This window comes from Pseudarthrobacter kochi, assembly GCF_055412805.1.
Genome location: NZ_JBVAYV010000015.1, coordinates 45190 through 68895 on the forward strand (window position 1 = coordinate 45190; position 23706 = coordinate 68895).

Consider the following 23706-nt stretch of genomic DNA (forward strand, 5'->3'; position numbering starts at 1 on the left):
CGGTTTTTGGGCCGCAGGGCTGCAAGGAAGGTCTTCATGTCTGCTGTGTCCCCCAGAAGGTCACGGCCACCACGCAGGGGGCATCGCCCGTGTTGGTGCCGGATATCCTCGACTATCGCATATTAGCTATCGATTAGAGAAACCTGGCGGAGCCTGGCCCGGAGGGCCCTGCATCGGCGCAGGTCAGGGGCGCTTAGTCCAGGACCAGGCCGCGGCCGCTGCCGCGCTGCAGCTGGACCGGGTGGATTTCGCCGAAACCGCGGACGTCCTCGGCCGGCCGCGGCAGCAGGACGAATCGTTCGTCGTTTTCCAGCGCGGCTGCTGTCATCGAGTCCACCAGCACCGTTCCGGGATCCGCCAGAGCAGTGAGCCGCGCGGCCAGGTTGACCGTGGGCCCGTAGATGTCGCCCAGGCGGGAGAGGATGCGACCCCAGACCATGGCGACGCGTGCCTCGGGCAGTATTTCGTCTTCAGTGAAGGCCTGGCACAGGGCCAGGGAGATTTCTGCCCCGGCTGCCGGGGTTTCCGCAATGTAGAGGACTTCGTCGCCCACCGTCTTGACGAGGCGGCCGCCGCCCACGGAGATGATCTCGGCGCATTTGTTCTCGAAGCGCTGCACCAGTTGGGCAAGGGTTTTTTCGTTCATGCGGCGGGACAGGCTCGTGTAGGAAACCAGGTCCGCGAAGCCGACCGCCCGGGCCAGCGGCAGCGGCGCGTCGTCCTCGTCGCCTTCGCGGCCTTCCTCGCTGGACGCCAGTCCGGCCTCTGCCCGGACGGCGAGTCGCTGGACACCGGCGTTGAGCTGGCGGCGCCAGGAATAGAGCAGCATTTCCTCCATCGCGTCCACCAGCGAGGGCAGTTCGCTGACCAGTCGTTTGCGCGCCATGGCGTCGGTGACGCCCTGCTGGTGGACCATGTCCTCGACAAGCGCTTCGATCTGCCAGACCACCATGCGGTCCGTCATCTGGCCGATGGCGCGGGTAACGGAAATCGCGGCTTCCTCGGTGAGTTTTCCGGCGCGGACCAGGTCCACGATGGTGTTCAGTGCGGCCTGGTCGCGTTCGGTGAAGGCAACGTCCTCGTCACCGATGTTGGGAAAGCCGAGGGCGCGCCAGAGTTTGCGGGCGGAGAGCAGTGACAGGCCGGCGCCGGAGGCGACTTCACGACGGCGGAGCTTGCGTTCCCCGCCGAGCAGCCGCTGCTCGAGGGCCTTCAGCGCGATGCGTTCGGCGGACATGGTGCCGGTGGGAGGAGTGATGGCGGTGCCCGCGCCTGCTGCCGTCGCGTCGTCGGCGTCGGAGTCGGCGGGTCCTGCGGACGTTGCGTCAGCGGCGTCATCCGTCCTCGGCTCTGCCGTGACGTCAGTGTCCGCGGAGTCGGGAAGCCATGCCTCGGAGTTGGCATCAGCGTCGGTGTCTTCCTCGGGGACTTCCTCGGTGACGTCGCCACCGCCGGCGGCGACGGCATCGAGGACGGCTGCTTCGAGACTAGCGGTCTCGACGAAGGCATCCGAAAGGTGCGACGGCTCGTCGGCCAGCAGTCCGGTGTCCCGGTGATCGTTCTCAGCGCTCATCTCTTCCACCTTCTCTCGTCTCCCACGGCCACGCCGCATCGGGGTAGTGCATCAGGTCCACGGCCCCAAGGACCTCCCGCGGGAGGTCGTCGACGGCGTCGAGGACAAAATTTCGGAACGTCGCGACCTCCGGGACGTCGGGGACCACCATGCTGGCGGGGTGCCCGGTTTCCAAGGATATATTCCCGGACCGCAATACGCGTTGGAGCAACGACTGGTGGATGACCACATGACGAACGGTGGCCAGGGGAACCTGCTGGTCCCGCCGCCTGAGCATGCCGTAGCGGGCAATGAGGCGCTGGCTGGTCAGGGTGTACTTCGTGGCGTGCCAGGTCATGGCCCGCGGCAGGCAGTAGCCCAGCAGCACCCAGGCGGCGAGCGCAATACAGATCCCGATCAGCCACGGCGTCCACTCCTTGGTCTCCTTCGCGATGATCGGGACCAGCTTGGCCGGGCCGCCTTTGACGATCCAGGCGCAGGCAAAAGCGGCGAGGGCGGGAACAGCAATGAACAGCAGCGCCGGAGCGATCAGGGTCCGGGGCTGCGGCCGGGTCACCACAATCACTTGTTCGCCCGGGAGGAGCTCTTTACGCATAGCCGCTTTCGGCGCTGCCGGCGCTTCCCTCGCCCGGCGGCGTCCAGGGCCGCAGGTGCACGACGTCGCCGGCCGTCACCACGTGCTCGTGTCCCCCGGAGTCCACCACCATGAGGGAGCCGTAGTCGTCCAGCCGGGTGGCGTGGCCGATGATTTCGTGGTCGCCGGGGAGTTGGGCACGGACCTGCCTGCCCAGCGTGGTCAGCAAGTGTTCGACCCGCTTGTGCAGCGAGGGGCCGCCGGCCAGCCCGGCGGTGGGATCGCCGTCGGCGTTGCAGAAACCGCGGTAGAGCGTGGCGAACCGGGACAGGTAGCTCTTGAGCAGCTCGGTCCGGTCCACCGTCGTCGGGTGTTCCAGCAGCACGGAGGTGGCCGTGGGCACCGGAAGTTCCGCCTCGGTCAGGGTGACGTTCAGTCCGGTCCCGAGGACGACGGGTGGCACGGCTCCTCCCGCCATCGGGCCCAGCTGGGCCAGGATACCGGCGATCTTACGGCCGCGGACCAGGACATCGTTGGGCCATTTGAGCTCCGCGGGTATTCCGGCTGTTTCCAGGAGCGCCTCGCGCAGGGCAAGTGCCGCGAGCAGAGAGAGCCAGGAGTAGCTTTGGGTCGGCAGCGGGCGCCCCCCGGCGTTGACCGGGCGCAGCACCAGCGAGACGGAGACCGAGCTGCCGGCGGGCGCTTCCCAGCGGCGGTCGAGGCGGCCGCGGGCCGCGCTCTGGTATTCGGCGGTGAGCACGGTGAGGTCCGGATACGCGCGGGGATCCTCGGTGACGCCGCGCAGCAGGTCCGCGTTGGTGGAGCCGGTGGAGTCCACCACCGTGAGCTGCGGAATGCCGTTGGCGGAGAGGAACGCCTCATCGCTGAGGGCGTTCACATCGAGGGGCGGACGGTCCGGGGCTTCCTGCGCGGCTTCCATGCTTGAATCCTACCGAGTTACCGGCCCGGTGGCTCTTCCCGCCCGGCCGGGGATACGGAACCACAGGGAACTCAGAGGAAGATGTCAGGGATCAGCTTCTCTTCCGGGGCGCCCAGGCTGTACGGGGTGAAGTCCGTGACCCCGGCGGCCGCAAGGACCTGCTCGTCGGTGTAGAAGTTGCCGCTCCAGCTGCCGGACTCCGGGATCGCGTTGCTGCTGGTCAGCACGGCGTGGGCCGCGTCCGCCATGATTTCGGGGCCGCGGGCGCCCTTGACGATTTTCTCGCCGCCCGGCATGTTGCGGATCGCGGCGGTGTTGATCAGGGTGCAGGGCCACAGCGAGTTCACGTTGATGCCGTCGATCTTCAACTCCTGGGCAAGGCCCAGGGTAGTCAGGCTCATGCCGTACTTCGCCATCGTGTAGGCCAGGTGCATTCCGGCCCACTTGGGGTCGAGGTTCAGCGGCGGGGAGAGCGTCAGGATCTGCCCGGCGTCGGACTCGCGCAGCGCGGGCAGGGCGAGCTTGGAGAGCAGGAAGGTGCCGCGGACGTTGATGTCCTGCATCAGGTCGTAGCGCTTCATGTCGACGTCGTCGGTCTTGGACAGGTCGATGGCGGAGGCGTTGTTGATGACGATGTCGATCCCGCCGAAGCGCTCGACGGCGGCGGCGACAGCGCCGGCGACGTCGGCGTCGTTGCGCACATCGCCGACCAGCGGCAGGGCCTGGCCGCCGGCTGCCTCGATCTGTTCGGCGGCGGAGTAGACCGTGCCTTCCAGCTTGGCGTGCGGCTGGCCGGTCTTGGCCATCAGGACGATGTTGGCGCCGTCTCGCGCGGCTCGGGTGGCGATGGCCAGGCCGATGCCGCGGCTTCCGCCGGAGATGAGGATGGTGCGGCCCTGGAGGGTACCGGCGGCCTGGTACGGCCCGGGCTGCCGGGAGTGCGGGGCGGCGGCCGAAGCGTCATTGCTCGAAGTCATGAGGACACTCTAGCCGACCCATGTTACTGGCGGGTAACATTGACGCGCCGCGGGGCGCCCGGACAACGTCCGGACGCCCCCACGAGGCGGTGCCGGTGGGAGTCTGGCCGAATATTGTAGGTTTTCTACAGCGGCATGGGCCAATGGCCTCACTAGACTTGCCATCAAGGCCCGGCTTTTGTGGATACCAGCTAAAGCGCCACGCGGGCAGGGCCACAGCACCAAAAAGCACCACACGATTCAGCAGAACATCAGCTACAGAGCCGGAGACACTTGATGAGCCACGATCTGACCACGACCGCGGGAAAGATTGCCGATTTCCGCGACCGCCAGGCCCGTGCTGAGCAGCCCTCCGGCCCGGAAGCGATCGAGAAGCAGCACGCCCGCGGTAAGAACACCGCCCGCGAGCGCATCGACCTGCTGCTGGACGCCGGCTCCTTCGTCGAGTTCGACGCCCTCGCCGTGCACCGCTCCACGGCGTTCGGCATGGAGAAGAAGAAGCCGCTGGGCGACGGCCTGGTTTCCGGCTACGGCACCGTGGACGGCCGCCCCGTGGCGGTCTACAGCCAGGACTTCTCCGTCTACGGCGGCTCGCTGAGCCAGGTCAACGGCGAAAAGATCGTCAAGGTCCAGGAGTTCGCGCTCCGCAACGGCTGCCCCGTGGTGGGCATCCTCGACGGCGGCGGCGCCCGCATCCAGGAGGGCGTCGCTTCGCTGGCGATGTTCGCGGACATTTTCCGCAACAACGTCCACGCCTCCGGCGTTGTCCCGCAGATCTCGCTCATCATGGGCCCCTCCGCCGGCGGCGCGGCCTACTCCCCCGCCCTGACCGACTACGTGGTCATGGTGGACAAGACCTCGCACATGTTCATCACCGGCCCGGACGTCATCAAGACCGTCACGGGCGAGGACGTGGACATGGAGACCCTCGGCGGCGCACGGCAGCACAACGCCAACACAGGAACGTCCACCTACCTCGCCTCCGACGAGGCCGACGCCGTCGAATTCGTCCGCGAGCTCCTGGACTTCCTGCCGTCCAACAACCTCGCCGAGGCCCCCGTGCTGGAGCACTCCCAGGCGCTGGAGCTCGACGACGAGGACTTCGCCCTGGACGCGCTGATCCCGGACTCGGCCAACCAGCCGTACGACATGCGCAAGGTCATCGAGCAGATCGTCGACGACGCGCATTTCCTGGAGATGCAGTCCCTGTACGCGCCGAACGTCATGATCGGCTACGGCCGGGTCGAGGGCCACACCGTGGGCATTGTGGCCAACCAGCCGATGCAGTTTGCCGGCACGCTGGACATCGCCGCCTCGGAAAAGGCGGCACGTTTCGTCCGGCACTGCGACGCCTTCAACATCCCGATCATCACGCTCGTGGACGTACCGGGCTTCCTGCCGGGCAAGGACCAGGAGTTCCAGGGCATCATCCGCCGCGGCGCGAAGCTGCTCTACGCCTACGCCGAGGCCACCGTGCCGAAGCTGACCGTCATCACCCGCAAGGCCTACGGCGGGGCGTACATCGTGATGGGCTCCAAGAAGCTCGGCGCCGACCTGAACCTGGCCTGGCCCACCGCGCAGATCGGCGTCATGGGCGCCCAGGGGGCGGTCAACATCCTGTACCGCCGCGAACTCGCCGCGGTCGCGGAGGCCGGCGGCGACGTCGAGGCCAAGCGCGCCGAGGTCATCCGGCAGTACGAGGAGGAGCTGCTCAACCCCTACCAGGCTGCCCAGCTCGGCTACGTCGACGCCGTCATTGCCCCGTCCGAGACCCGGGTCCAGATCATCAAGGGCCTGCGTGCCCTACGGGACAAGCGCGCCAGCCTGCCCGCCAAAAAGCACGGGAACATCCCGCTGTGACGTCGGCGGATCCGGCGGCCGGGCCCGCCGACAACCAGCCGGCGGAGCAGCCCCTGCTCGCCGTCATCAAGGGCGAGCCGACGCCGGAGGAGCTCGCGGCCCTGACCGCCGTCGTGCTGTCCCTGGGCAGCGGCGGGCCGGCCGCCCCGGAAAAGCCGAGCGCCCGGCACTGGATCCGCCGGCAGCAGCTGCAGCTGGCACCGAAGCCGGGCCCCGGCTCGTGGAAACGCAGCCGCGGCTAGGAAAAGTTCAGTAACCCTTTCATAACTGGCGCGGCCCGGCTAGTGTCTTTCGGGTGACTACCGAACCCACTGACAACACTGCCGCCAACACCACGGTTCCAGTGCGCCCGCACACTGCCATCGATGCCGTCGCCGATGCCTTCACGGACACTCTGATCCGGCTTAACCCGAGCTTCGCCACGGAACTCGGGCTTCCCGGGCACGAAACCGAATACCAGGACTTCTCCCCCGCCGGGCACGAGGAATTCGCCACGGCCGCCCGCGGGGCCCTCGCCGCGCTGGACGGGCTGGAGCCAGCGGACGACGTCGACGCCGTCACCCTGGATGCCATGCGCGAGCGCCTGGGCCTGCAGCTGGAAATCCACGAATCCGGCTGGGACCTGGCCGAGCTGAACAACATCGCTTCCCCGGCGCAGGAGATCCGCGCGATCTTCGACCTCATGCCGACGGACACCGCCACGCAGTGGGAGCACATCGCGGGCCGGGCACACAACGTCCCCGCCGCCCTGGACGGCTACATCGTGTCGCTGCGGGCCGCCAAGGACAACGGCAAGGTTGCCGCGGCACGCCAGGTCAGGATCGTGATCGAACAGACCACGAAGCACGCCGCGGAGGACGGTTTCTTCGCCAGTCTTGCTGCCAACGCCAAGACCGCGGACGGGCCGCTGCCCGAGGACGTGCAGTACAGGCTCGACGCCGGTGCTGCCGCCGCACGCGTGGCCTACTCCCGGCTGGCCGGGTTCCTGGAATCCGAGCTGCTGCCCGTCGCCCCGGAGAAGGACGCCGTCGGCCGCGAGCGCTACTCACTGGCCTCGCGCGCGTTCCTGGGCGCCGCAGTGGATCTCGAGGAAACCTACGCCTGGGGCGTGCAGGAGCTCGACCGGCTGATCGCCGAACAGGAGCGCGTGGCCAACGAGATCCGGCCGGGCGCCACGATCGAGGAAGCCAAAGAGGTCCTGAACAACGACCCCGCGCGGCAACTCAAGGGCACCGACGCCCTCCGGGCCTGGATGCAGGAGCTCTCCGACAAGGCCGTGGCGGACCTCGCGGGTGTGCATTTCGACATCCCGGAGGTCATGAAGACCCTTGAGTGCAAGATCGCCCCGACCGACGAAGGTGGCATCTACTACACGGGCCCCTCGGACGACTTCAGCCGCCCGGGCCGCATGTGGTGGTCAGTACCGCCGGGCGAGGACACCTTCACCACCTGGGCCGAGACCACCACGGTCTACCACGAGGGCGTCCCGGGCCATCACCTGCAGGTCGCGACCGCAACGTACCGCCGCGAGCTGCTGAACAAATGGCGCCGGAACGTCTGCTGGACCTCCGGCCACGGCGAAGGCTGGGCGCTCTACGCCGAGAAACTGATGCAGGAACTGGGCTACCTCAAGGACCCGGGCGACCACATGGGCATGCTGGACATGCAGCGGATGCGGGCCGCCCGCGTCGTATTCGACATCGGTGTCCACCTGGAGCTGGAGGTGCCCGAGCGTTGGGGGTCGGGCACCTGGACTCCGGACACGGGCTACGGGTTCCTTCAGCGAAACCTCGCGATCAGCGAGGGCCAGCTGAAGTTCGAGTTCACCCGCTACCTCGGCTGGCCGGGCCAGGCGCCGTCGTACAAGGTGGGCCAGCGGCTCTGGGAGCAGATCCGCGCCGAGCTCGAAACCCGCCCCGGCTTCGACCTCAAGGCTTTCCACACCAAGGCCCTCAACATCGGCTCCGTCGGCCTCGACACCCTCAAGCGCGCCCTGCTGGGATAGAGCCTGTCCCGCTGGCCCCGCCGAGGTGAGATTTCGCGCCCATGTCCTTCAATGACATGGGCGCAAACTCTCACCTCGGCGCAGGCCAGCGAGACAATCGCCACACCGGGGGCCGGAATATCTTCACAAACGGGCAGTCCTGCGGCGTCATTCCCGGGATTCCGCGGCCGTGCCTTAAAACCTGCCGCGTAACATTTCTCAACATCCGTTCGTCGTGATAGCTGCGCCGGTCCTAGCGTGTTCCGGTGAGCACTCAGACAAGCACCCCCGCACCCGCCGGAAAGACCGGCTTCCCGCTGCCCAAGTGGGCCGGTTCGTTCGGCTTCCAGATCATCGCCGCCCTGATCGTGGGCCTGGGCCTTGGCCTCCTGGCCAAGTACACGGGCAGCACCAAGGCGAGCCCCAACGCCCTCGGCGCCACCCTGCAGACCATCGGCTCGAGCTACGTCTCGCTGCTGCAGACCGCCGTCGTGCCCCTGATCTTCACCGCCGTCGTCAGCTCCATCTCCAACCTGCGCGCCGTTTCCAATGCCGCACGGCTGGCCTGGAACACGCTGCTCTGGTTTGCCATTACCGCGCTGATCTCCGTGCTGATCGGCATCGGCCTGGGCGTGTTCCTGCAGCCCGGCGCCAACACGGGGATCACCCAGGAAGCCAAATACGCCGGCAAGTCCGGTGACTGGTGGGCGTTCCTGACCGGGCTGTTCCCGAAGAACTTCCTGGGCCTCGGCGCCAGCACCACCGTCACCGACGGCGTCGCCACCACCGCGGTGAGCTTCAATGTCCTGCAGATCCTGGTGATCGCCGTCGCCGTCGGCATCGCAGCGCTGAAGGTGGGCAAGGCGGCCGAGCCCTTCCTGAACCTCAACGCCTCCGCCCTCGCCGTCATCCAGAAGGTCCTCTGGTGGATCATCCGGATCGCCCCGATCGGCACCGTCGGCCTGATCGGCAACGCTGTGGCGATCTACGGCTGGGACACCATCGGTTCCCTGGGCAAGTTCACCTTTGCCATCTACGTGGGCCTGGCCCTCGTGCTGTTCGTGGTCTACCCGGTCCTGATCCGCACCCACGGCCTGTCCGTCAAGCAGTACTTCTCCGGGGTCTGGCCGGCCGTGCAGCTGGCCTTCGTCTCGCGCTCCTCGGTCGGCACCCTGCCGCTGACCCAGCGCGTGACCGAACGCAGCCTGGGTGTCCCCCGCGCCTACGCCGCGTTCGCCGTGCCGCTGGGCGCCACCACCAAGATGGACGGCTGCGCCGCGATCTACCCCGCCATCTCGGCGATCTTCGTGGCCCAGTTCTTCGGCATCCAGCTCGACTTCACCCAGTACCTGCTGATCGCCCTCGTCTCCGTGCTCGGTTCCGCCGCCACCGCCGGCACCACCGGCGCCGTCGTGATGCTGACGCTGACGCTCTCCACGCTGGGACTGCCGCTGGCCGGCGTCGGGCTCCTGCTCGCGATCGATCCGATCCTGGACATGGGCCGCACCGCCGTCAACGTGGCCGGGCAGGCGCTGATCCCCACGATCGTGGCCAAGCGCCAGGGCATCCTGGACGAGTCGCTGTACAACGCGCCGCGCAACGGCGACCCGTTCGCCGACGAAGTCGACGGCACAGTCGACGGCACAGTAGACGACACTACCGCCGCCGTCGACCCCTCCGCCGCCCCCACAGCGTCGCCGGAAGGCCGCGAGCTGGCAGGCGCCAAGGCATAACCCACTTGGGTCAGGCATAACAAAAGAAGTCCCCGGGAGGTTCCCGGGGACTTCTCTTGTTTGCCGCGTCAGGGACGGCAGCGAAGGGCGGTCCTAGTGTCCGCCGCCGCCGATCACGCCCTTCTCCACGGCCTTGGTGACGGCGTCTGCCTCGGCCTGGGTCAGGGTGCCGTCGGTGACAGCCTTGTCCAGCCTGGTCTTCAGCTCCGCAGCGCGGCCAGCCTGGGCCGCGGTCCGCAGCTCCTCCAGGGCCGTGGTGACCTTGGATTCGTCAATTCCCAGCGACGCCGCCAGGGACTTCGCCAGTGCCGCGTCCATGGTGGCACGGTCGGGCTTGGTGCCTTCGGCCGGCGGGGTGGTCGGCTTGTTGGCTTCGCGGAAGGCCTGAAGGGCCTCGGTCACCTTGGCCTCATCAACGCCGAGCTTGGCTGCCAGAGCTGCAGCCTGGGCGGCACCGCGCTCTCCGCCACCATGTCCATGTCCGCCGCGCATGCCCGGGCCGTCAGTGGTGCCGGGCGTCGCGTCTGCCGAGGCGCTGGAGCTGGGGGTGGGGGACGGAGTGGTGGCGGCTGCCGCCATACCGGTAACTCCAAGGCCGGCGCCCAGGGCAAGAGCCCCGGCCGAAATGGCGAGCGTCATTCTCTTCGTACGTGACATGTGCTGTCTCCTGGTCTGCAGCCTGGTGACGGCTGCGATTGGTGGTTGTCTCTTCCAAGACGTGGTTCCAGTCTCCGCCGGCCGCTTCGGCAGGAGCTGTTCGGAACCTTTCATCTTCCTGTGAAGGTTTGTGACGGCCCGGGCAGTTCAACGGGGCCGGGTTTCCCGCGGCGGTTCCGGTCCGGAGCATCCGCGACTGGGTAGGCTCAGGGCATGCTGATCGTGACCTCCAACGACATCCCCGGCCACCGGATCGACGCCGTCTTCGGCGAAGTGATGGGGCTGACCGTCCGGGCCCGGGATATCGGCGGCCAGGTGATGGCCGGTTTCCGCTCAATCGGCGGCGGGGAACTGCCCGAAATGACCCGCATGCTTTACGAGAGCCGGCAACAGGTCATGGCCCGGATGGTCACGGAGGCGGAACAGCGCGGGGCCAACGCGATTGTTGCCATGCGCTTCGACAACTCGCAGCTGGGGACCACGTGGACCGAGGTCTGCGCCTACGGCACGGCCGTGTTCGCTGTCCCCATCCCGGCGGGCGAACCGGGCGCCACCGGCCAGTCCGTTTTCCTGACGAAGTCCGGCGCGGATAAAAACTTGCCCTGAGTGCAAACATGCACGTAGTGTAATCGCGTGTCCACGTCTCCTTCTCGCGCAGCCGCGCCCCCGGCGTCCGCCGCCGCGCCCCCTGAACTACTGTCAGTGCCATCGCGCCGCGAGCTGAATAAGGCCGCCACCCGGCAGGCCATAACGGAAGCGGCGCTCGGCCTGCTCCGCTCCAAGGGCCCGGGCAACTTCACGGTGGAGGACATTGCCGAAGCCGCCGGAATCTCCCGCCGGACCTTCTTCAACTACTTCAGCAGCACTGAAGTGGTCATCGCCTCGGTGACCCACGGGTTCCTGGACACGGCGCTCCAGCAGTTCCGGCTCCGGCCCGCCGATGAGCCCATCCTGGAATCTGCGCGGGCGGCCCTCGTTGAGCTCGCCGACCCGATGACCATCGCCCCGCTGGCCGAACTCTACAGCCTTGGCCAGTCCAACCCGCAGCTCAACCGCTCCGAACTGGAAGCGTGGGACCACTGCACCGCCGAGATTACTGACGCCGCCCGGGATCGCTTCAGTCAGGGCGGCGGCGTCGAGATCGACGAACTGTACCTGCGCGCCCTCGCCGGTTCCGTCATCTACTGCGGCAAAGCCGCCATGGATGTCTGGTTCGCGCGCTGCGGCGGCTCCCTCTCCGCCGAATCGCTTTCCACCCTCCGGCAACTCCTGATCGATTCCATGGGTCTGCTGGGCTCCGGATTCGCCAACCCCGAGACCCACCAGGCCACTATTTCGGCCAAAAATTCCACCGCCACCCCTTTCCCAGATCGGCACTGACATGGCACTTTTGCTCTACCGCCTCGGCAAGTTCTCCTACCGGCACCGCTGGCTCGTCATCTCCGTCTGGCTTGCCGTGATGGTGGCCGTCGGTGGCGCGGCAGCTGCCTTCCACGGCACCCTGTCCAACAACTTCCAAATCCCCGGTACCGAGACGCAGCAGATGGCGGACAAGCTCAAGAGCGAGCTCCCCTCATCCTCCGGCGGTTCGGCGAGCGTTGTGTTCGAGGCCAACGGCGCCCAGTTCAGCCCGGCCGGAAAGGATGCCGTCACGGCTGCGCTGGCCAAGCTCAAGACCCTCCCGGAGGTCCAGGGCACTGTTGACCCGTTCGCCACCCAGGCTCAGCTGGACAAGGCCGCCGCCGACCTCGCCGCCGGCAAGGAGCAGTCCGCCGCCGGCAAGGCCCAGCTGGAGGCGGCCGCCGCCGAACTCGCCGCAGGAAAGGCCAAGCTGGAAGCTGCCGAACAGCAGATGACGGCCGCCGGAATGCCGCCGGCCGCCATCGAGGCGCAGCTCGGCCAGCAGAAGGCTGCCCTCGCCGAAGGCCAGGCCAAGCTCGACGCCGGCACCAAGGAACTGGACGCCGGCGAGGCCAAGCTGGCGCTCGGCACACGCCAGCTGGAAGCCTCGAAGGGCCTCCGGTTCGTCTCCGAGGACGGCAAGGCCGCGATCGCGCAGGTCCAGTTCAAGACCTCCATCAACGGCCTCAAGCCCGAGGTCCGCCAGGAAGTCCAGGACATCGTCAAGGAGGTTTCCGCCGCCAACGTCACCGCCCTGCCCAGCAAGGAAATCAGCGAGGACATCTCCGAGCTCTTCGGCACCGCCGAGATCCTCGGCATCGCGGTCGCAGCCCTGGTCCTGATCATCATGCTCGGGACCCTGATCGCCGCGGGCCTCCCGCTGCTGATGGCCGTCGTCGGCGTCGCCGTCGGTGTGGGCGCAACGTTCGCCCTCAGCGGCGCCATGGACATGAGCTCCATCTCCCCTATGCTGGCGCTGATGCTCGGCCTCGCCGTCGGCATCGACTACTCCCTGTTCATCGTCAACCGGCACCGCGGCCAGCTGCTCGCCGGCATGGACCCCGAGGAGTCCGTGGCGCTGGCCACCGGCACGTCCGGCAACGCCGTGCTCTTCGCCGGCCTTACCGTCATCATCGCCCTCGCGGCCCTCGTGGTCCCGGGCCTTCCGTTCCTGGCCGTCATGGGACTCTCGGCCGCCGCGACGGTAGCCGTCGCCGTCGTCGTTGCCCTGACCCTGACGCCGGCTGTTCTCTCCCTCGTGGGCCGGAAACTGATCTCCAAGCGGGCCTGGGCCAAGGCGGAGCAGCACAACGCCGCCCCCGGACACGAAACCGAGGACCGCACGAAGGACGAATACCGCAGCAGCCACGGCTGGGGCGGCATCGTCACCAACCACCCGTGGCTGGCCCTGCTGGCCGGAGTGGTACTGCTCGGTGTTGTGGCGCTGCCCGCGAGCCAGCTGCGGCTCGCCCTGCCGGACGCCAGCTCCGAGCCGGTCGCGTCGCAGGCCTTCAAGGCCTACGACGTCACCAAACGGAGCTTCGGCGAGGGCATGACCGGCCCGATCATCGTGGTGGGCGACCTCCCCGAGGGGCTCAGCGCAGCCGAGGCCCAGGCCACGCAGTTCGACGTCGCGGATATCCTGCGCGGGACTGAAAATGTCAGCGCCGCCGTGCCGCTGGCCCTGAGCGAGGACCGCCGTACCGCGGTGTTCCAGGTCATCCCGAAGGAAGGCCCGGCCAGCGCCAGCACCGTCCGGGTGGTCTCCGAGCTCCGCGCCGAAAAGGGCCAGATCAAGGACACCACCGGCGTGAGCATCGGGCTCACCGGACAGACCGCCGGCAACGTCGATGTGTCCACCAAGCTCGGTGACGCGCTGCCGCCCTACCTGGCGATCGTGGTTGGCCTTTCGCTGATCCTGTTGCTGCTCGTGTTCCGCTCCATCTGGGTACCGCTGCTGGCCACGGGCGGATTCCTGCTCTCGCTCGCCGCCGCGTTCGGTGCCGTTGTCGCCGTCTACCAGTGGGGCTGGCTGGGGACCATCTTCGGCGTCGAGAACCCGGGCGCCGTGCTGAGCTTCCTGCCGATTATCCTGATCGGCGTGCTGTTCGGCCTGGCCATGGACTACCAGGTGTTCATCACCTCCGGCATGCGCGAGTCCTACATGCACGGAGAATCGGCCAAGCATGCGGTCCGCTCCGGCTTCAGCCACGCCGCCGCCGTGGTCACCGCGGCCGCGATCATCATGGTCAGCGTGTTCTCGGGCTTCATCTTCTCGCACCTGAACATGGTCCGGCCGCTCGGCTTCGCCATGGCCTTCGGTGTGCTGATTGACGCCTTTGTGGTCCGTATGACCATCGTCCCGGCCGTGATGTACCTGCTCGGCGAAAAGGCCTGGTGGCTGCCGCGCTGGCTGGACCGGATCCTGCCGGACGTGGATGTTGAAGGCGCCAAGCTGCGGAAACCTGCGGCCGCCCTCCCGGGTTCCGTCACGGACACCGCTGAGGCAACCGCCCCGTAGCCGTCAGCGGACGCGAGTGTGAATCTCCCGGGTGCGCCCGGCCCACGGCCTGGCCCAGCGTGGTGGTGGGCCCGGCTGGCTGTCATCATGTTCGCGCCGCGGGGCGTCGGATGACCGCTTACCGCCGCGGAGCAAGCAGGTGCTTTCAGGGCCAGTCCCGGCCCTCCGGGCGACGGAGATTCAGCTGCTTGGCGTGGAAGTCGAAGTGCAGTGTGGGGTAGGCGTAGACATCGTGAAGCGTCATGACGGGTTTGAAGAACGGGTCCCACCTGTCGGGGAAGGGCATTGAGCGGGCGAGCGAAGATGAGCTCTCGCGTTCCAGGCGCTGTGTCAAGGCATTGATCGTTCGATCAAGTTTCCGGCCCATCCTTCGCCGGTTGTAGACGAGGGCGGCGGCGCGGGAGCCCCCGTAATTCACGACATCGAATGGTCGGGTGCCCGCGTTCAGCGCGGCGGCGAACCCGGTGCGGGCCGGCTTGGGGAGGCGGCTGACGACCCGGACCAGGGGCAGGAGAGCGCGGACAACCATGTAGCCGAAGACCATGTGGAACGGCAGCTCTTCGTTGGTCCACCGTGTTCCGTCGCTTTTGCGGTGAAGATCCGCGGACGTTGTGCTCCCGAGCCAGATGTCGAGGTCGTGGACGGCACGGCGGTAGCCTGCTGTGATCTCATCCCTTGTTGGCTCCATGGTGTGCGCTCCCACACCTCAGGTCCGCAGCCGGCCCCGGGGTACGACTCCGCGGACTGCTTTGCGGAGGGAATCCAGGTCCGGCTGTCCGGTGAATCCGCGCTGGCTCGGATAGACGCGGCACGTCAGAGCCGGCGCCGCGTTTGACGGGAAGAGATCGGTCCCATCAATGATGAAGGAGGGTGAGCCGTGGAATGACGCTGTTGCCGCGTCCGCGTCTGTGGTGATTTCCGTGACCGTGAGCAGCGCCGGATCGATGCCTTCCAGCTCCAGTGCACTGGCGAACAGTTCCCGGGCCGAGCGGCTGTGAGGGCAACCCGGAATGGTTAGCAGTTCAATGTGCATGGCCTCATTATGGCCCCCAAGATCATTTCGGGGCTGAAATCCCTCACCAGACCGCGGCCCGACGGTTCTCCCGCAGGCTCATGGCAGCGGCGAAAATGGCAGCCGCAGCGGCCGATGCCGCCATGGCGTACGCCATCGCCGAGTAGCTGCCGAGCCAGGCGGCAAGCAGCGGACCTGCAGCCGGGGCGATGGCGGTGACGGCCGTCAGCGGGGCCGCGAAGACTCCCCGCAGGGTGCCGAGGTTCCGGGTGCCCCAGCGGTCGCCTACGATCGTGGCCTGCAGCAGGGTCTGGCACCCGCGGACCGCGCCGGCGAGCACGGCCGCGGGCACTGTCACTTCCCGGCGAGCTCCGCATACAGCTTCTGGACCCGGGCCTTGATGTCATCCCGGACCAGGCGCATGCGTTCCATGCCTTCGATGCCGCGTTCGGAGGGCTCGCCCGTGTCCCAGACCTCGAGCCGCTTGCCCTCGGGGGCTTCGACTTTTGCCTCGTTGCCCAGGACGATGACGACGTCGACCGCGTTCAGTACGTCGTCGGTGACGGGTTTGGGGTGTTCGCCGGTGATGTCGATGCCGAGTTCTGCCAGCGCGTCCACGGACTGGGGGTTCAGCGACTTGCCGGGTTTGGTCCCGGCGGAGTGCACCGTGACGGTCCCGTGTGCTAGCTGGTTCATCAGTCCGGCGGCGAGCTGGGACTTCCCGCCGTTCTTGCTGCAGACGAACAGGACGCTGGGCTGCTTCGTGGTCTCGGTCATGCGTTTGATTCTTCCTCGTGTGCGCCGGAGGCGCTGAGCAGTGATGCTGCCAATGCCTTGACCCGGTCGTGGATCTCATCGCGGATGATCCGCACGGCCGCAACGGAAAGGCCGGCCGGGTCTGCCAGCTCCCAGTCCTCGTAGCGTTTGCCAGCGTAGATCGGGCAGGAGTCACCGCAACCCATCGTGATCACGACGTCGGAGGCGCGCACGACGTCGTCGGTGAGGGGTTTGGGATAGTCCCTGGTCAGGTCCAGCCCCATTCCGGACATCGCCGCGACGACGGCGGGGTCGAGTTCGGCGGCAGGGAGGGAGCCGGCGGAACGGACCCGGATCCTGCCCTTGGCTTCGACATTCAGGAGTGCTGCGGCCATCTGGGACCGTCCGGCGTTCTGCACGCAGACGAACAGCACTTCGGGGACCTCGGAGGCGACGGCCCCCTTGGACTTGGCCAGGGCGCTGAGCCGGTCGCTGGCAAAGTGCTCGGTGGTGGACGGCAGGTACGTGCTGATCTTCGCGGTCCGGGCAAGGGCGGTGTACGACTCGAAGACGTAGCGTTCGACCGTCTCTGCGGCAAAAATGCCGGCAAACCGGTCTGCCAGCCGCGCGCTGATCCGCTGCAGGACTTCGGTGTTGTCCTGCAGGCCCAGGCCCTGTTCAGGGTGGTCAGTCATGACAGCTCTCCAGTGTGGTCAGTGGACAAAAGCAGGGGTGAGGAGATCAGTTCCCGCCGGAGCGGCCGTGGGCCAGTCCGGTGGGGAACCCGACGAGGACCGGTTCGGGCGCTCCGCAGCAGCCGCCGGAAGTCTCGGCGACAAATCCCGAGGGTAGGGCCGCGGGGACGTCGCAGCTGCTGCCGATGTCTGAGGAGCAGACGCCGGTCTCGGGGAGTTCGAGCTGGACCGCGTCGGCGGCTTCACGGTCACCGGCCAGGGCGGCCGCGACAGAGCGGACCTGCTCGTAGCCGGTGGCGAGCAGGAAGGTCGGGGCCCGGCCGTAGGACTTCATGCCCACGATGTAGAAGTCCTGCTCCGGGTGGGCCAGCATCCTGGCGCCGTGCGGCTCGACGGTGCCGCAGGAGTGGAATTCGGGGTCGATCAGCGGACCAAGCTCACGCGGGGCTTCGACTCCCGGGTCCAGTTCCAGCCGGAGTTCCCGGAGGATGTCCAGATCGGGGCGGAAGCCGGTGGCGGGAACCACGACGTCGGCCTCGAGGGTGCGGCCGTCCGTGGAGGTCAGGGTGACGGCGCCGTCGGCCGTGGCGAGGGCGGCGATCCCGAACCCGGTGTGAAGTTCGACGGCGCCGGTCTCGACGAGGCTGCGGAGCCGGCTGCCGAGCTGGCCGCGGGCGGCGAGCCCGTCGGCGTCGCCTCCCCCGTAGACCTTGGCGGCGGATGCGCCGCGGATGGCCCACACGATCTTCGTCCCGGGCACCTGGGCTGCGAGCTCGGAGAGGTTGAGCAGGGTGTTGGCGGCGGAGTGGCCCGCGCCGACCACGACGGCGGTGCGCGCGGCAAAGGCTTCGCGGTCGCGGCCCAGGACGTCCGGCAGCGGTGCGGAAATCCTGTCAGCGGCGGCGGCTTCGCCGAGGGCGGGCAGTCCGGAGGTTCCGAGCGGGTTGCGGGTGGACCACGTGCCGGAGGCGTCGATGACACCGGCGGCCTGGTGGTCGCGGACTTCTCCGTCGGCGTGTTCGACCCGGACCACAAACGGTGTGGTGTCGCGATTGCGGCTGTGGGTCTTGTCCAGGCCCTGCCGGGTCACTGCCACGACGCGGGCGCCGGTGTGCAGGCGGGACGCGATCGCGGGAAGCGCGGCGAGCGGGGTGAGGTAGCCGTCGATGAGTTCGCCGCCGGTGGGCAGCGCCGTCGGCTCAGGTGATACCCAGCCGTTACCGGCGAGCAGGCGGACGGCGGCGGCGTCGGTGTTGTACCGCCACGGAGAGAACAACCGGATGTGGCGCCACCGCCCGATCGCGGCACCCGCCGTCGGGCCGGCCTCGAGAATGAGCGGCTCCAGGCCACGCTCGATCAGGTGCGCTGCGGCGGCGAGGCCGACCGGGCCGGCTCCAATGACAGCTACGGGAAGGGTTGTGGTGACAGCCATGGTGTCCTCTGTTTCATCCGTGGTGGTGCTCAGGCGTGGGTGGGGTCTTCGACCAGCGCGGTGGCGATGCTGTCCGCGTCGTCCAGGGCGGCGAGGTAGCGTTCGGCGTCCAGGGCCGCGGCGCAGCCGGTGCCGGCGGCGGTGATGGCCTGGCGGTAGCGGTGGTCCACGGCGTCCCCGCAGGCGAAGACGCCGGACAGGTTGGTGACCGTGGTGGGTGAATCGACCATGATGTAACCCTCGGCATCGAGCTCCACCTGGCCGTGCAGCAGTTCAGTGCGCGGGACATGGCCGATCGCGACGAAGACTCCGGTGGCGCCCTGTTCCCGGGTTTCCCCGGTCCGGGTGTCGATCAGGGTGACGCCGGTGACCTTGCCGTCGCCGTGGATCGCGGTGACGGCGGAGTTCCACGCGAAGCTGATCTTGGGGTTGTCCTTGGCCCGCTGGGCCATGATGCGGGAGGCCCGGAGTTCGCCCTTGCGGACCACCACCGTGACGGACTTCCCGAACCGGGTCAGGAACGTCGCTTCCTCCATGGCCGAGTCTCCGCCGCCGACCACAATGATGTCCTGGTCGCGGAAGAAGAACCCGTCGCAGGTGGCGCACCAGGAGAGCCCGTGACCGCTGAACTTCTTCTCCTCCGCCAGGCCGAGTTCCTTGTAGGCGGAGCCGGTGGCGAGGATGACGGCCACTGCCTCATGGGTCTCGCCGGCTCCGGTGACCACGCGCTTGAGGTGCCCGGTGAGCGTCACTTCGGTGACGTCGTCGAACACCACGCGCGCGCCGAATTTCTCGGCCTGCTGCTGGAGGCCGTCCATCAGCTCTGGGCCCTGGACGCCGGCGGGGAAGCCTGGGAAGTTTTCCACCTCGGTGGTGTTCATCAGGGCACCGCCGGCGGTGACGGCTCCGGCGATGACGAGCGGCTTGAGCCCGGCGCGGGCGGCGTAGATCGCCGCGGTGTAGCCGGCAGGGCCGGACCCGATGATGATCAGCTGTTCGGTCATGGCCGTGCTCCTACTTGGCGGCGGGGGTGAGGGATGCGATGAGGTCCTCGATGCGGGCCTTGATGTCGTCGCGGATCGGGCGGACGGCTTCGACGCCCTGGCCGGCCGGGTCCTCGAGTTCCCAGTCCTCGTAGCGCTTGCCGGGGAAGATCGGGCAGGTGTCGCCGCAGCCCATGGTGATCACGACGTCGGATTCCTTGACGGCCTCGGTGGTGAGGACCTTCGGGATCTCGGCGGACATGTCGATGCCGAGTTCGGCCATGGCCTCGACGGCGGCCGGGTTGACCTTGTCGGCGGGCTGGGAGCCGGCGGAGCGGACCTCGATGGCGCCGTCGGACAGGGTGGTGAGGAAGGCGGCGGCCATCTGGGAGCGGCCGGCGTTGTGGACGCAGACAAACAGGACAGAGGGCTTCTTGGCGGTTTCGGTGCTCACGGGTTTCTCCTGAAGTTTCTGGGGGGTTAGACGGAAAGGGCGCTGGACGTGAAGAAGCGTGTGCGGGCCCAAAGTGCCACGTACACCAGTGCAACAAGCACCGGGACCTCGATCAAGGGCCCGACGACGCCGGCGAGGGCCTGGCCGGACGTGACACCGAAAGTGCCGATTGCCACCGCGATGGCGAGTTCAAAGTTGTTGCCCGCGGCGGTGAACGCCAGGGTGGTGGTCTTGGCGTAGCCGAGGTCCAGCCACTTGCCGATCAGCATGCCGGCGCCGAAGACCACCAGGAAGTAGACCAGCAGCGGCAGGGCGATGCGGACGACGTCCAACGGACGGGAGGTGATGGTGCCGCCCTGCAGGGCGAAAAGCAGGGTGATCGTGAAGAGGAGGCCGTACAGCGCCCACGGGCCGAGCTTCGGCAGGAACGTTCCTTCGTACCAGTCGCGGCCCTTGGCCTTTTCGCCGATCGTGCGGGTGAGAAATCCGGCCAGCAGCGGGATTCCCAGGAAAACCAGCACGGAAGCGGTGATGGCCCAGAAGGAGAAGCCGGCACTGGTGGTCGGCAGGCCCAACCATCCCGGCAGCAGCTGCAGGTAAAACCAGCCGAGCGCGCCGAACGCGATGACCTGGAAGACGGAATTGATGGCGACCAGCACGGCGGCAGCTTCCCGGTCCCCGCAGGCGAGGTCGTTCCAGATCATCACCATGGCGATGCAGCGGGCCAGGCCCACGATGATGAGGCCGGTCCGGTACTCGGGCAGGTCCGGGATGAAGATCCAGGCCAGGGCGAACATGAACGCCGGGGCCAGCACCCAGTTCAGGACCAGCGAGGTGACCATCAGCTTGCGGTCCCCGACGACGCGGTGCGCCTGGTCGTAGCGGACCTTGGCCAGCACGGGGTACATCATCACCAGCAGCCCGATGGCTATTGGCAGCGAGACTTCGCCGATCTTGACCGACTCGAGGGCAGTGTTCAGGCCCGGGATGAAGCTGCCCAGGAGCAGCCCCAGGACCATAGCTGCGATGATCCACACGGGCAGGAAACGGTCCAGGGTGGAAAGTTTGCCGACAACGGCAACCTCGCCTTCAAGGGCGGGCGACGGGTCAGTCTGGATGCTCACGGGACTCCTGTGCTGCTCAGCTTTAGATTGATGCTTGTCGATATGAAGTATTCCCAACTATATCGATGAATGTCAATCTGTGTGCATAATAGACACATGAATTCCCTGCAAACTGTTGAGCCGGCCCTCGCCGCGACCTGCTGTGCACCGTCCGCGCGGCCGATCCTCAGCGCGGAGGATGCCCGTCAAAAGGCCCTCGTCTTCAAGGCCCTGGCTGATCCGACCCGGCTGCGTCTGCTCTCCATGGTCAAGGCCGAGGCGTCCGGTGAATCCTGCGTCTGCGACCTCACCGAGCCGCTGGACCTGGGCCAACCCACCGTCTCCCATCACTTGAAGATCCTGGTCGACGCCGGCCTGCTGCACCGTGAAAAGCGCGGCACGTGGGCTTACTACTCCCTCATCCCTGGCGCCCTGGAGCAGACGGCCGGCCTCCTGGCGTCCCTGTGAGCCGCGGTCCGGCGTCCGGCGTCACGGTCCGGCCGATGCAGAAATCGGACTGGCCTGAGGTCCAAAGGATCTACAGCGAGGGAATCGCGACCGGGCAGGCAACGTTCGAGCACGGCGCGCCGGACTGGCGCGGTTTCGACGGCACGCGGCTCGCTTCACACCGTTTGGTGGCGGAGGCGCCCGACGGCGGGATTCTCGGCTGGGCGGCCGTGTCCGGCGTTTCCGCCCGTCCGGTGTACGCCGGCGTCGTCGAGCACTCCATCTACGTTTCCGAGGCGGCCCGCGGCCGGCGGATAGGGTCCGCGCTCCTCCGGTCCTTGATTGTCTCGACGGAGGAAGACGGAATCTGGACCATCCAGGCAAGCATTTTTCCTGAGAACGAGCCGAGCCTGAAGCTACACCTCGCCCACGGATTCAGGGTCGTGGGGCGACGGGAAAAGATCGCCCGGATGGCCCACGGCCCCGCCGCCGGCCGATGGCGGGACACCGTCCTGATCGAACGTCGCACGCAGGCCCTTTAGTTCCTGCGACGCACATGCCGACAGAGTCGCCCCAAGGACCTGGCAACTGGACCGCACCCAAGGAGAACATCATGACCGAGGCCCCCACCACAGAAGACCTGCTGCGCGCGATGCTGGACAACGTCAGGACGGCAACTGCCAACACGCGCCAGGCGATGGACGCCCCGGGCGACGAGAACTGGGTGCAGGACGGCGAGTCCGATGCCGAATACCTGCGGGCCATCCAACGGGACACGATCGCCAGGCTGGACGCGACCGTCCGGGACATCGAAGCACTGCTGGCCGGGCGACTGGACGGCTAGCAAGCCAGACGCGTCCCAGTCAGGGCCGACAACTTCTCCTCGCCGATGGGTTCCTCGGGCAGCAACGGAATGAGGGCGACCCGGTCCGTCAGGGTGTGCACCTTCGTGATCTGTTCGATTTCGCTCGCGGCGCGGGCCCGCAGGAAAGGCGTCTGCGGGTGTGCTGCGGCGATCGAGTTGTTGATGACCCAGGCCCACGGGTGGATTCCGGCCCGTTCCAAATCACTCTTCAGCTCTTGGGCTTCCAGTACCGGCGTTGTTTCGGCCAGCGTAACGAGGACAACCTTGGTCTGGGCCGGGTCCTGCAGCCGCATGAGGGGCGTCACGAATCCCTTGGTGGCGCCGACCTGGCGGGTGATCTCCCGGTGGTACGAACCGGTGGCGTCCAGGAGCAGCAGGGTGTGGCCGGTCGGTGCCGTGTCGATCACCACGAAGTGCCGGCGGGATTCCTGGACCACCTTGGAGAACTGCCGGAAGACAGCCACCTCGTCCGTGCACGGGGACATCAGGTCCTCGGCGAGGGCAGCGCGCCCGTCATCGTCCAGGCTCCTGCCCTTGGTCTCCATCACGTGATAGCGGTACTCCTGGATGGCTGCTTCCGGATCGATGCGCGAAACCGTGAGGCCCGGGATGGAGCCGTGGAGTGTTTCGGTGAGGTGGGCTGCGGGATCGGTCGTGGTGAGGTGGACCGCATGCCCGCGTTTGGCCAGGGCGACCGCAATGGCGGCAGCCACGGTGGTCTTCCCGACCCCGCCCTTGCCCATACACATCACGAGGCCGTGGCCGCCGAGCTCCACTTCGTTCACCAGGGCAGCCAGTGGGGCGTCCTCAATCTCGGGGACCAGCGCAGCGTCATCAGGGATCTCGGCGCGGGAAGTGGGCGCGAACAGGGATTCAAGCGCCGCAATGCCGACCATATTGCCCGCTTTCAGATCCAGGACATCACGGGGCAGACCGGCGACCGCCTCGGGAATGGCTGCGATGGCAGCGGCCTCCCGGGCGCGCAGCGCCTGCGCCAGCTCCTCGTCCCCTGCGGCTTCCGGCAGGACGCCGTTGACGACGACGTATCCTCCCCCGATCCCGATCTGGTTGAGCTCGAGGTATGTCCGCTCAATTTCGCTCAGTGACGATGTCTGCGCGCGGCTGACCAGGACAAGCCGGGTCCTCGCCGGGTCCGTGAGGGCCTGGACCGCTTGGGCGTACACCTGCTTGTGCTTGTCGAGTCCCGACAGGGGGCCCAGGCAGGACGGGTCCCCTTTGCCTGCCGCCAGGAAATCGGTCCAGGAGCCGGGCAGCTGCAGCAGCCGGATCGTGTGGCCGGTCGGCGCGGTATCGAAGACGATGTGGTCGTAGTCGCCGTAGGAGGTGTCGCCGGCGAGCAGGTTGGTGAACTCGTCGAAGGAGGCGATCTCGGTGGTGCAGGAGCCCGAGAGGCTCTCGGCAATGCCGGCCAGTTCAGTCTCGGGCAGGAGCCCGCGGACAGGTGCGATGATCCGCTCCCGGTAGGCCTCGGCGGCCTGCTCCGGGTCAATTTCCAGCGCCAATAGGCCCGGCACATCCTGGATGGGAGTGACAGTGTTCCCGATGGTCACGCCGAAGACCTGCCCCACATTGGATGCGGGGTCGGTGCTGACCAGCAAAACCTTGTGACCGGACTTGGCAAGGGTGAGCGCTGTTGCACACGCTACCGAGGTCTTGCCCACACCGCCTTTGCCGGTAAAGAACAGGAAACGGGGCGCGTTCTCGAGAAACTTCACGCC

General features: G+C 67.6%; 25 protein-coding genes. 10 read left to right on the forward strand and 15 right to left on the reverse strand.

Annotation, left to right across the window (positions count from 1 at the left end; genetic code table 11):
- Positions 1 to 193: 193 nt before the first annotated feature.
- The 4 genes from ACZY0Y_RS09620 to ACZY0Y_RS09635 all read right to left on the reverse strand — a co-directional run bounded on the left by ACZY0Y_RS09620 (position 194) and on the right by ACZY0Y_RS09635 (position 4064).
- Complete coding sequence (locus ACZY0Y_RS09620) at positions 194 to 1573, reverse strand: adenylate/guanylate cyclase domain-containing protein (protein WP_463883766.1); 1380 nt, start codon at positions 1571 to 1573, stop codon at positions 194 to 196.
- Positions 1563 to 2168: a PH domain-containing protein gene (locus tag ACZY0Y_RS09625; protein ID WP_463957656.1), complete on the reverse strand. Its 606-nt coding sequence runs from the start codon at positions 2166 to 2168 to the stop codon at positions 1563 to 1565. The genes ACZY0Y_RS09620 and ACZY0Y_RS09625 overlap by 11 nt, the downstream gene beginning before the upstream one ends.
- Positions 2161 to 3087 carry a biotin--[acetyl-CoA-carboxylase] ligase gene (locus ACZY0Y_RS09630; RefSeq protein ID WP_463883769.1) on the reverse strand — a complete coding sequence of 309 codons (927 nt, stop codon included), beginning with the start codon at positions 3085 to 3087 and terminating at the stop codon, positions 2161 to 2163. The genes ACZY0Y_RS09625 and ACZY0Y_RS09630 overlap by 8 nt, the downstream gene beginning before the upstream one ends.
- A 71-nt stretch (positions 3088 to 3158) precedes the next feature.
- Positions 3159 to 4064 (reverse strand): SDR family oxidoreductase, encoded by a 906-nt coding sequence (locus tag ACZY0Y_RS09635; protein ID WP_463883771.1) that lies wholly within the window; start codon positions 4062 to 4064, stop codon positions 3159 to 3161.
- Positions 4065 to 4340: 276 nt separating this feature from the next.
- Between ACZY0Y_RS09635 and ACZY0Y_RS09640 the strand changes: the two genes are divergently transcribed.
- The 4 genes from ACZY0Y_RS09640 to ACZY0Y_RS09655 all read left to right on the forward strand — a co-directional run bounded on the left by ACZY0Y_RS09640 (position 4341) and on the right by ACZY0Y_RS09655 (position 9641).
- Positions 4341 to 5924 carry an acyl-CoA carboxylase subunit beta gene (locus tag ACZY0Y_RS09640; RefSeq protein WP_463957658.1) on the forward strand — a complete coding sequence of 528 codons (1584 nt, stop codon included), beginning with the start codon at positions 4341 to 4343 and terminating at the stop codon, positions 5922 to 5924.
- Positions 5921 to 6166 carry an acyl-CoA carboxylase subunit epsilon gene (locus ACZY0Y_RS09645; RefSeq protein ID WP_463883775.1) on the forward strand — a complete coding sequence of 82 codons (246 nt, stop codon included), beginning with the start codon at positions 5921 to 5923 and terminating at the stop codon, positions 6164 to 6166. The genes ACZY0Y_RS09640 and ACZY0Y_RS09645 overlap by 4 nt, the downstream gene beginning before the upstream one ends.
- 53 nt (positions 6167 to 6219) lie before the next feature.
- Complete coding sequence (locus ACZY0Y_RS09650) at positions 6220 to 7929, forward strand: DUF885 domain-containing protein (protein ID WP_463957660.1); 1710 nt, start codon at positions 6220 to 6222, stop codon at positions 7927 to 7929.
- Positions 7930 to 8174: 245 nt separating this feature from the next.
- On the forward strand, positions 8175 to 9641 hold the full coding sequence (locus ACZY0Y_RS09655) for a dicarboxylate/amino acid:cation symporter (protein WP_463957662.1): 1467 nt from the start codon (positions 8175 to 8177) through the stop codon (positions 9639 to 9641).
- 93 nt (positions 9642 to 9734) lie between these two features.
- On the opposite strand, the gene ACZY0Y_RS09660 is transcribed toward ACZY0Y_RS09655, so the two are convergent.
- Positions 9735 to 10298, reverse strand: a complete 564-nt coding sequence (locus tag ACZY0Y_RS09660; RefSeq protein ID WP_463957664.1) for a hypothetical protein — start codon at positions 10296 to 10298, stop codon at positions 9735 to 9737.
- Between the two features lie 213 nt (positions 10299 to 10511).
- Here ACZY0Y_RS09660 and ACZY0Y_RS09665 point away from each other — a divergent pair, with 213 nt between their 5' ends.
- The 3 genes from ACZY0Y_RS09665 (at position 10512) to ACZY0Y_RS09675 (ending at position 14220) form a co-directional block, all read left to right on the forward strand.
- Positions 10512 to 10904: a YbjQ family protein gene (locus ACZY0Y_RS09665; protein WP_160666969.1), complete on the forward strand. Its 393-nt coding sequence runs from the start codon at positions 10512 to 10514 to the stop codon at positions 10902 to 10904.
- Positions 10905 to 11000: 96 nt separating this feature from the next.
- Entirely contained in the window at positions 11001 to 11678 is a 678-nt protein-coding gene (locus tag ACZY0Y_RS09670; protein WP_463957666.1) for a TetR/AcrR family transcriptional regulator, read from the forward strand.
- Between the two features lies 1 nt (position 11679).
- The gene (locus ACZY0Y_RS09675) at positions 11680 to 14220 is read left to right on the forward strand and encodes an MMPL family transporter (RefSeq protein ID WP_463957668.1); all 2541 of its coding nucleotides are present in this window, start codon (positions 11680 to 11682) and stop codon (positions 14218 to 14220) included.
- Positions 14221 to 14365: 145 nt separating this feature from the next.
- On the opposite strand, the gene ACZY0Y_RS09680 is transcribed toward ACZY0Y_RS09675, so the two are convergent.
- From ACZY0Y_RS09680 to arsB, 9 genes are read right to left on the reverse strand one after another with little or no spacing between them, the layout of a single operon-like run.
- Entirely contained in the window at positions 14366 to 14908 is a 543-nt protein-coding gene (locus ACZY0Y_RS09680; protein ID WP_463957670.1) for a DinB family protein, read from the reverse strand.
- A gap of 18 nt (positions 14909 to 14926) precedes the next feature.
- Positions 14927 to 15253: a hypothetical protein gene (locus ACZY0Y_RS09685; RefSeq protein WP_463883785.1), complete on the reverse strand. Its 327-nt coding sequence runs from the start codon at positions 15251 to 15253 to the stop codon at positions 14927 to 14929.
- 43 nt (positions 15254 to 15296) lie between these two features.
- On the reverse strand, positions 15297 to 15590 hold the full coding sequence (locus tag ACZY0Y_RS09690) for a hypothetical protein (RefSeq protein WP_463883787.1): 294 nt from the start codon (positions 15588 to 15590) through the stop codon (positions 15297 to 15299).
- The gene (locus tag ACZY0Y_RS09695) at positions 15587 to 16009 is read right to left on the reverse strand and encodes an arsenate-mycothiol transferase ArsC (protein ID WP_463883789.1); all 423 of its coding nucleotides are present in this window, start codon (positions 16007 to 16009) and stop codon (positions 15587 to 15589) included. Before ACZY0Y_RS09695 ends, ACZY0Y_RS09690 begins: the two co-directional genes overlap by 4 nt.
- Positions 16006 to 16683, reverse strand: a complete 678-nt coding sequence (locus tag ACZY0Y_RS09700) for an arsenate reductase ArsC (RefSeq protein ID WP_463957672.1) — start codon at positions 16681 to 16683, stop codon at positions 16006 to 16008. Before ACZY0Y_RS09700 ends, ACZY0Y_RS09695 begins: the two co-directional genes overlap by 4 nt.
- Before the next feature lie 46 nt (positions 16684 to 16729).
- A complete protein-coding gene (locus tag ACZY0Y_RS09705; protein ID WP_463957674.1) occupies positions 16730 to 18115 on the reverse strand; it encodes an FAD-dependent oxidoreductase in 1386 nt (461 codons plus the stop codon).
- A gap of 29 nt (positions 18116 to 18144) precedes the next feature.
- Positions 18145 to 19119, reverse strand: a complete 975-nt coding sequence (gene trxB, locus ACZY0Y_RS09710; protein WP_463957676.1) for a thioredoxin-disulfide reductase — start codon at positions 19117 to 19119, stop codon at positions 18145 to 18147.
- Between the two features lie 10 nt (positions 19120 to 19129).
- Complete coding sequence (locus ACZY0Y_RS09715) at positions 19130 to 19552, reverse strand: arsenate reductase ArsC (RefSeq protein ID WP_463883795.1); 423 nt, start codon at positions 19550 to 19552, stop codon at positions 19130 to 19132.
- 26 nt (positions 19553 to 19578) lie between these two features.
- A complete protein-coding gene (gene arsB / locus ACZY0Y_RS09720) occupies positions 19579 to 20670 on the reverse strand; it encodes an ACR3 family arsenite efflux transporter (protein WP_463957699.1) in 1092 nt (363 codons plus the stop codon).
- Positions 20671 to 20772: 102 nt separating this feature from the next.
- On the opposite strand from arsB, the gene ACZY0Y_RS09725 reads away from it, so the two are divergent.
- The 3 genes from ACZY0Y_RS09725 to ACZY0Y_RS09735 all read left to right on the forward strand — a co-directional run bounded on the left by ACZY0Y_RS09725 (position 20773) and on the right by ACZY0Y_RS09735 (position 21946).
- A complete protein-coding gene (locus ACZY0Y_RS09725; RefSeq protein WP_463957678.1) occupies positions 20773 to 21123 on the forward strand; it encodes an ArsR/SmtB family transcription factor in 351 nt (116 codons plus the stop codon).
- Positions 21124 to 21158: 35 nt separating this feature from the next.
- A complete protein-coding gene (locus tag ACZY0Y_RS09730; protein ID WP_463957701.1) occupies positions 21159 to 21644 on the forward strand; it encodes a GNAT family N-acetyltransferase in 486 nt (161 codons plus the stop codon).
- A gap of 71 nt (positions 21645 to 21715) precedes the next feature.
- Positions 21716 to 21946, forward strand: coding sequence for a hypothetical protein (locus ACZY0Y_RS09735; RefSeq protein ID WP_463957680.1), 231 nt, complete (start codon positions 21716 to 21718; stop codon positions 21944 to 21946).
- Here ACZY0Y_RS09735 and arsA read toward each other — a convergent pair.
- Positions 21943 to 23703: an arsenical pump-driving ATPase gene (gene arsA / locus ACZY0Y_RS09740; protein WP_463957682.1), complete on the reverse strand. Its 1761-nt coding sequence runs from the start codon at positions 23701 to 23703 to the stop codon at positions 21943 to 21945. The two genes, ACZY0Y_RS09735 and arsA, sit on opposite strands and share 4 nt — an antisense overlap.
- Between the last annotated feature and the right edge of the window lie 3 nt (positions 23704 to 23706).

Excerpts from the sequence above, each read along its gene's own strand:
- ACZY0Y_RS09680 (WP_463957670.1), bottom strand. The coding sequence starts at position 14,908 with ATGGAGCCAACAAGGGATGAGATCACAGCAGGCTACCGCCGTGCCGTC.
- ACZY0Y_RS09700 (WP_463957672.1), bottom strand. The coding sequence starts at position 16,683 with ATGACTGACCACCCTGAACAGGGCCTGGGCCTGCAGGACAACACCGAA.
- ACZY0Y_RS09695 (WP_463883789.1), bottom strand. The coding sequence starts at position 16,009 with ATGACCGAGACCACGAAGCAGCCCAGCGTCCTGTTCGTCTGCAGCAAG.
- ACZY0Y_RS09625 (WP_463957656.1), bottom strand. The coding sequence starts at position 2,168 with ATGCGTAAAGAGCTCCTCCCGGGCGAACAAGTGATTGTGGTGACCCGG.
- ACZY0Y_RS09620 (WP_463883766.1), bottom strand. The coding sequence starts at position 1,573 with ATGAGCGCTGAGAACGATCACCGGGACACCGGACTGCTGGCCGACGAG.
- trxB (WP_463957676.1), bottom strand. The coding sequence starts at position 19,119 with ATGACCGAACAGCTGATCATCATCGGGTCCGGCCCTGCCGGCTACACC.
- ACZY0Y_RS09630 (WP_463883769.1), bottom strand. The coding sequence starts at position 3,087 with ATGGAAGCCGCGCAGGAAGCCCCGGACCGTCCGCCCCTCGATGTGAAC.
- ACZY0Y_RS09735 (WP_463957680.1), top strand. The coding sequence starts at position 21,716 with ATGACCGAGGCCCCCACCACAGAAGACCTGCTGCGCGCGATGCTGGAC.
- ACZY0Y_RS09685 (WP_463883785.1), bottom strand. The coding sequence starts at position 15,253 with ATGCACATTGAACTGCTAACCATTCCGGGTTGCCCTCACAGCCGCTCG.
- ACZY0Y_RS09635 (WP_463883771.1), bottom strand. The coding sequence starts at position 4,064 with ATGACTTCGAGCAATGACGCTTCGGCCGCCGCCCCGCACTCCCGGCAG.
- ACZY0Y_RS09640 (WP_463957658.1), top strand. The coding sequence starts at position 4,341 with ATGAGCCACGATCTGACCACGACCGCGGGAAAGATTGCCGATTTCCGC.
- ACZY0Y_RS09705 (WP_463957674.1), bottom strand. The coding sequence starts at position 18,115 with ATGGCTGTCACCACAACCCTTCCCGTAGCTGTCATTGGAGCCGGCCCG.
- ACZY0Y_RS09725 (WP_463957678.1), top strand. The coding sequence starts at position 20,773 with ATGAATTCCCTGCAAACTGTTGAGCCGGCCCTCGCCGCGACCTGCTGT.
- ACZY0Y_RS09730 (WP_463957701.1), top strand. The coding sequence starts at position 21,159 with ATGCAGAAATCGGACTGGCCTGAGGTCCAAAGGATCTACAGCGAGGGA.
- ACZY0Y_RS09675 (WP_463957668.1), top strand. The coding sequence starts at position 11,680 with ATGGCACTTTTGCTCTACCGCCTCGGCAAGTTCTCCTACCGGCACCGC.
- ACZY0Y_RS09665 (WP_160666969.1), top strand. The coding sequence starts at position 10,512 with ATGCTGATCGTGACCTCCAACGACATCCCCGGCCACCGGATCGACGCC.
- ACZY0Y_RS09660 (WP_463957664.1), bottom strand. The coding sequence starts at position 10,298 with ATGTCACGTACGAAGAGAATGACGCTCGCCATTTCGGCCGGGGCTCTT.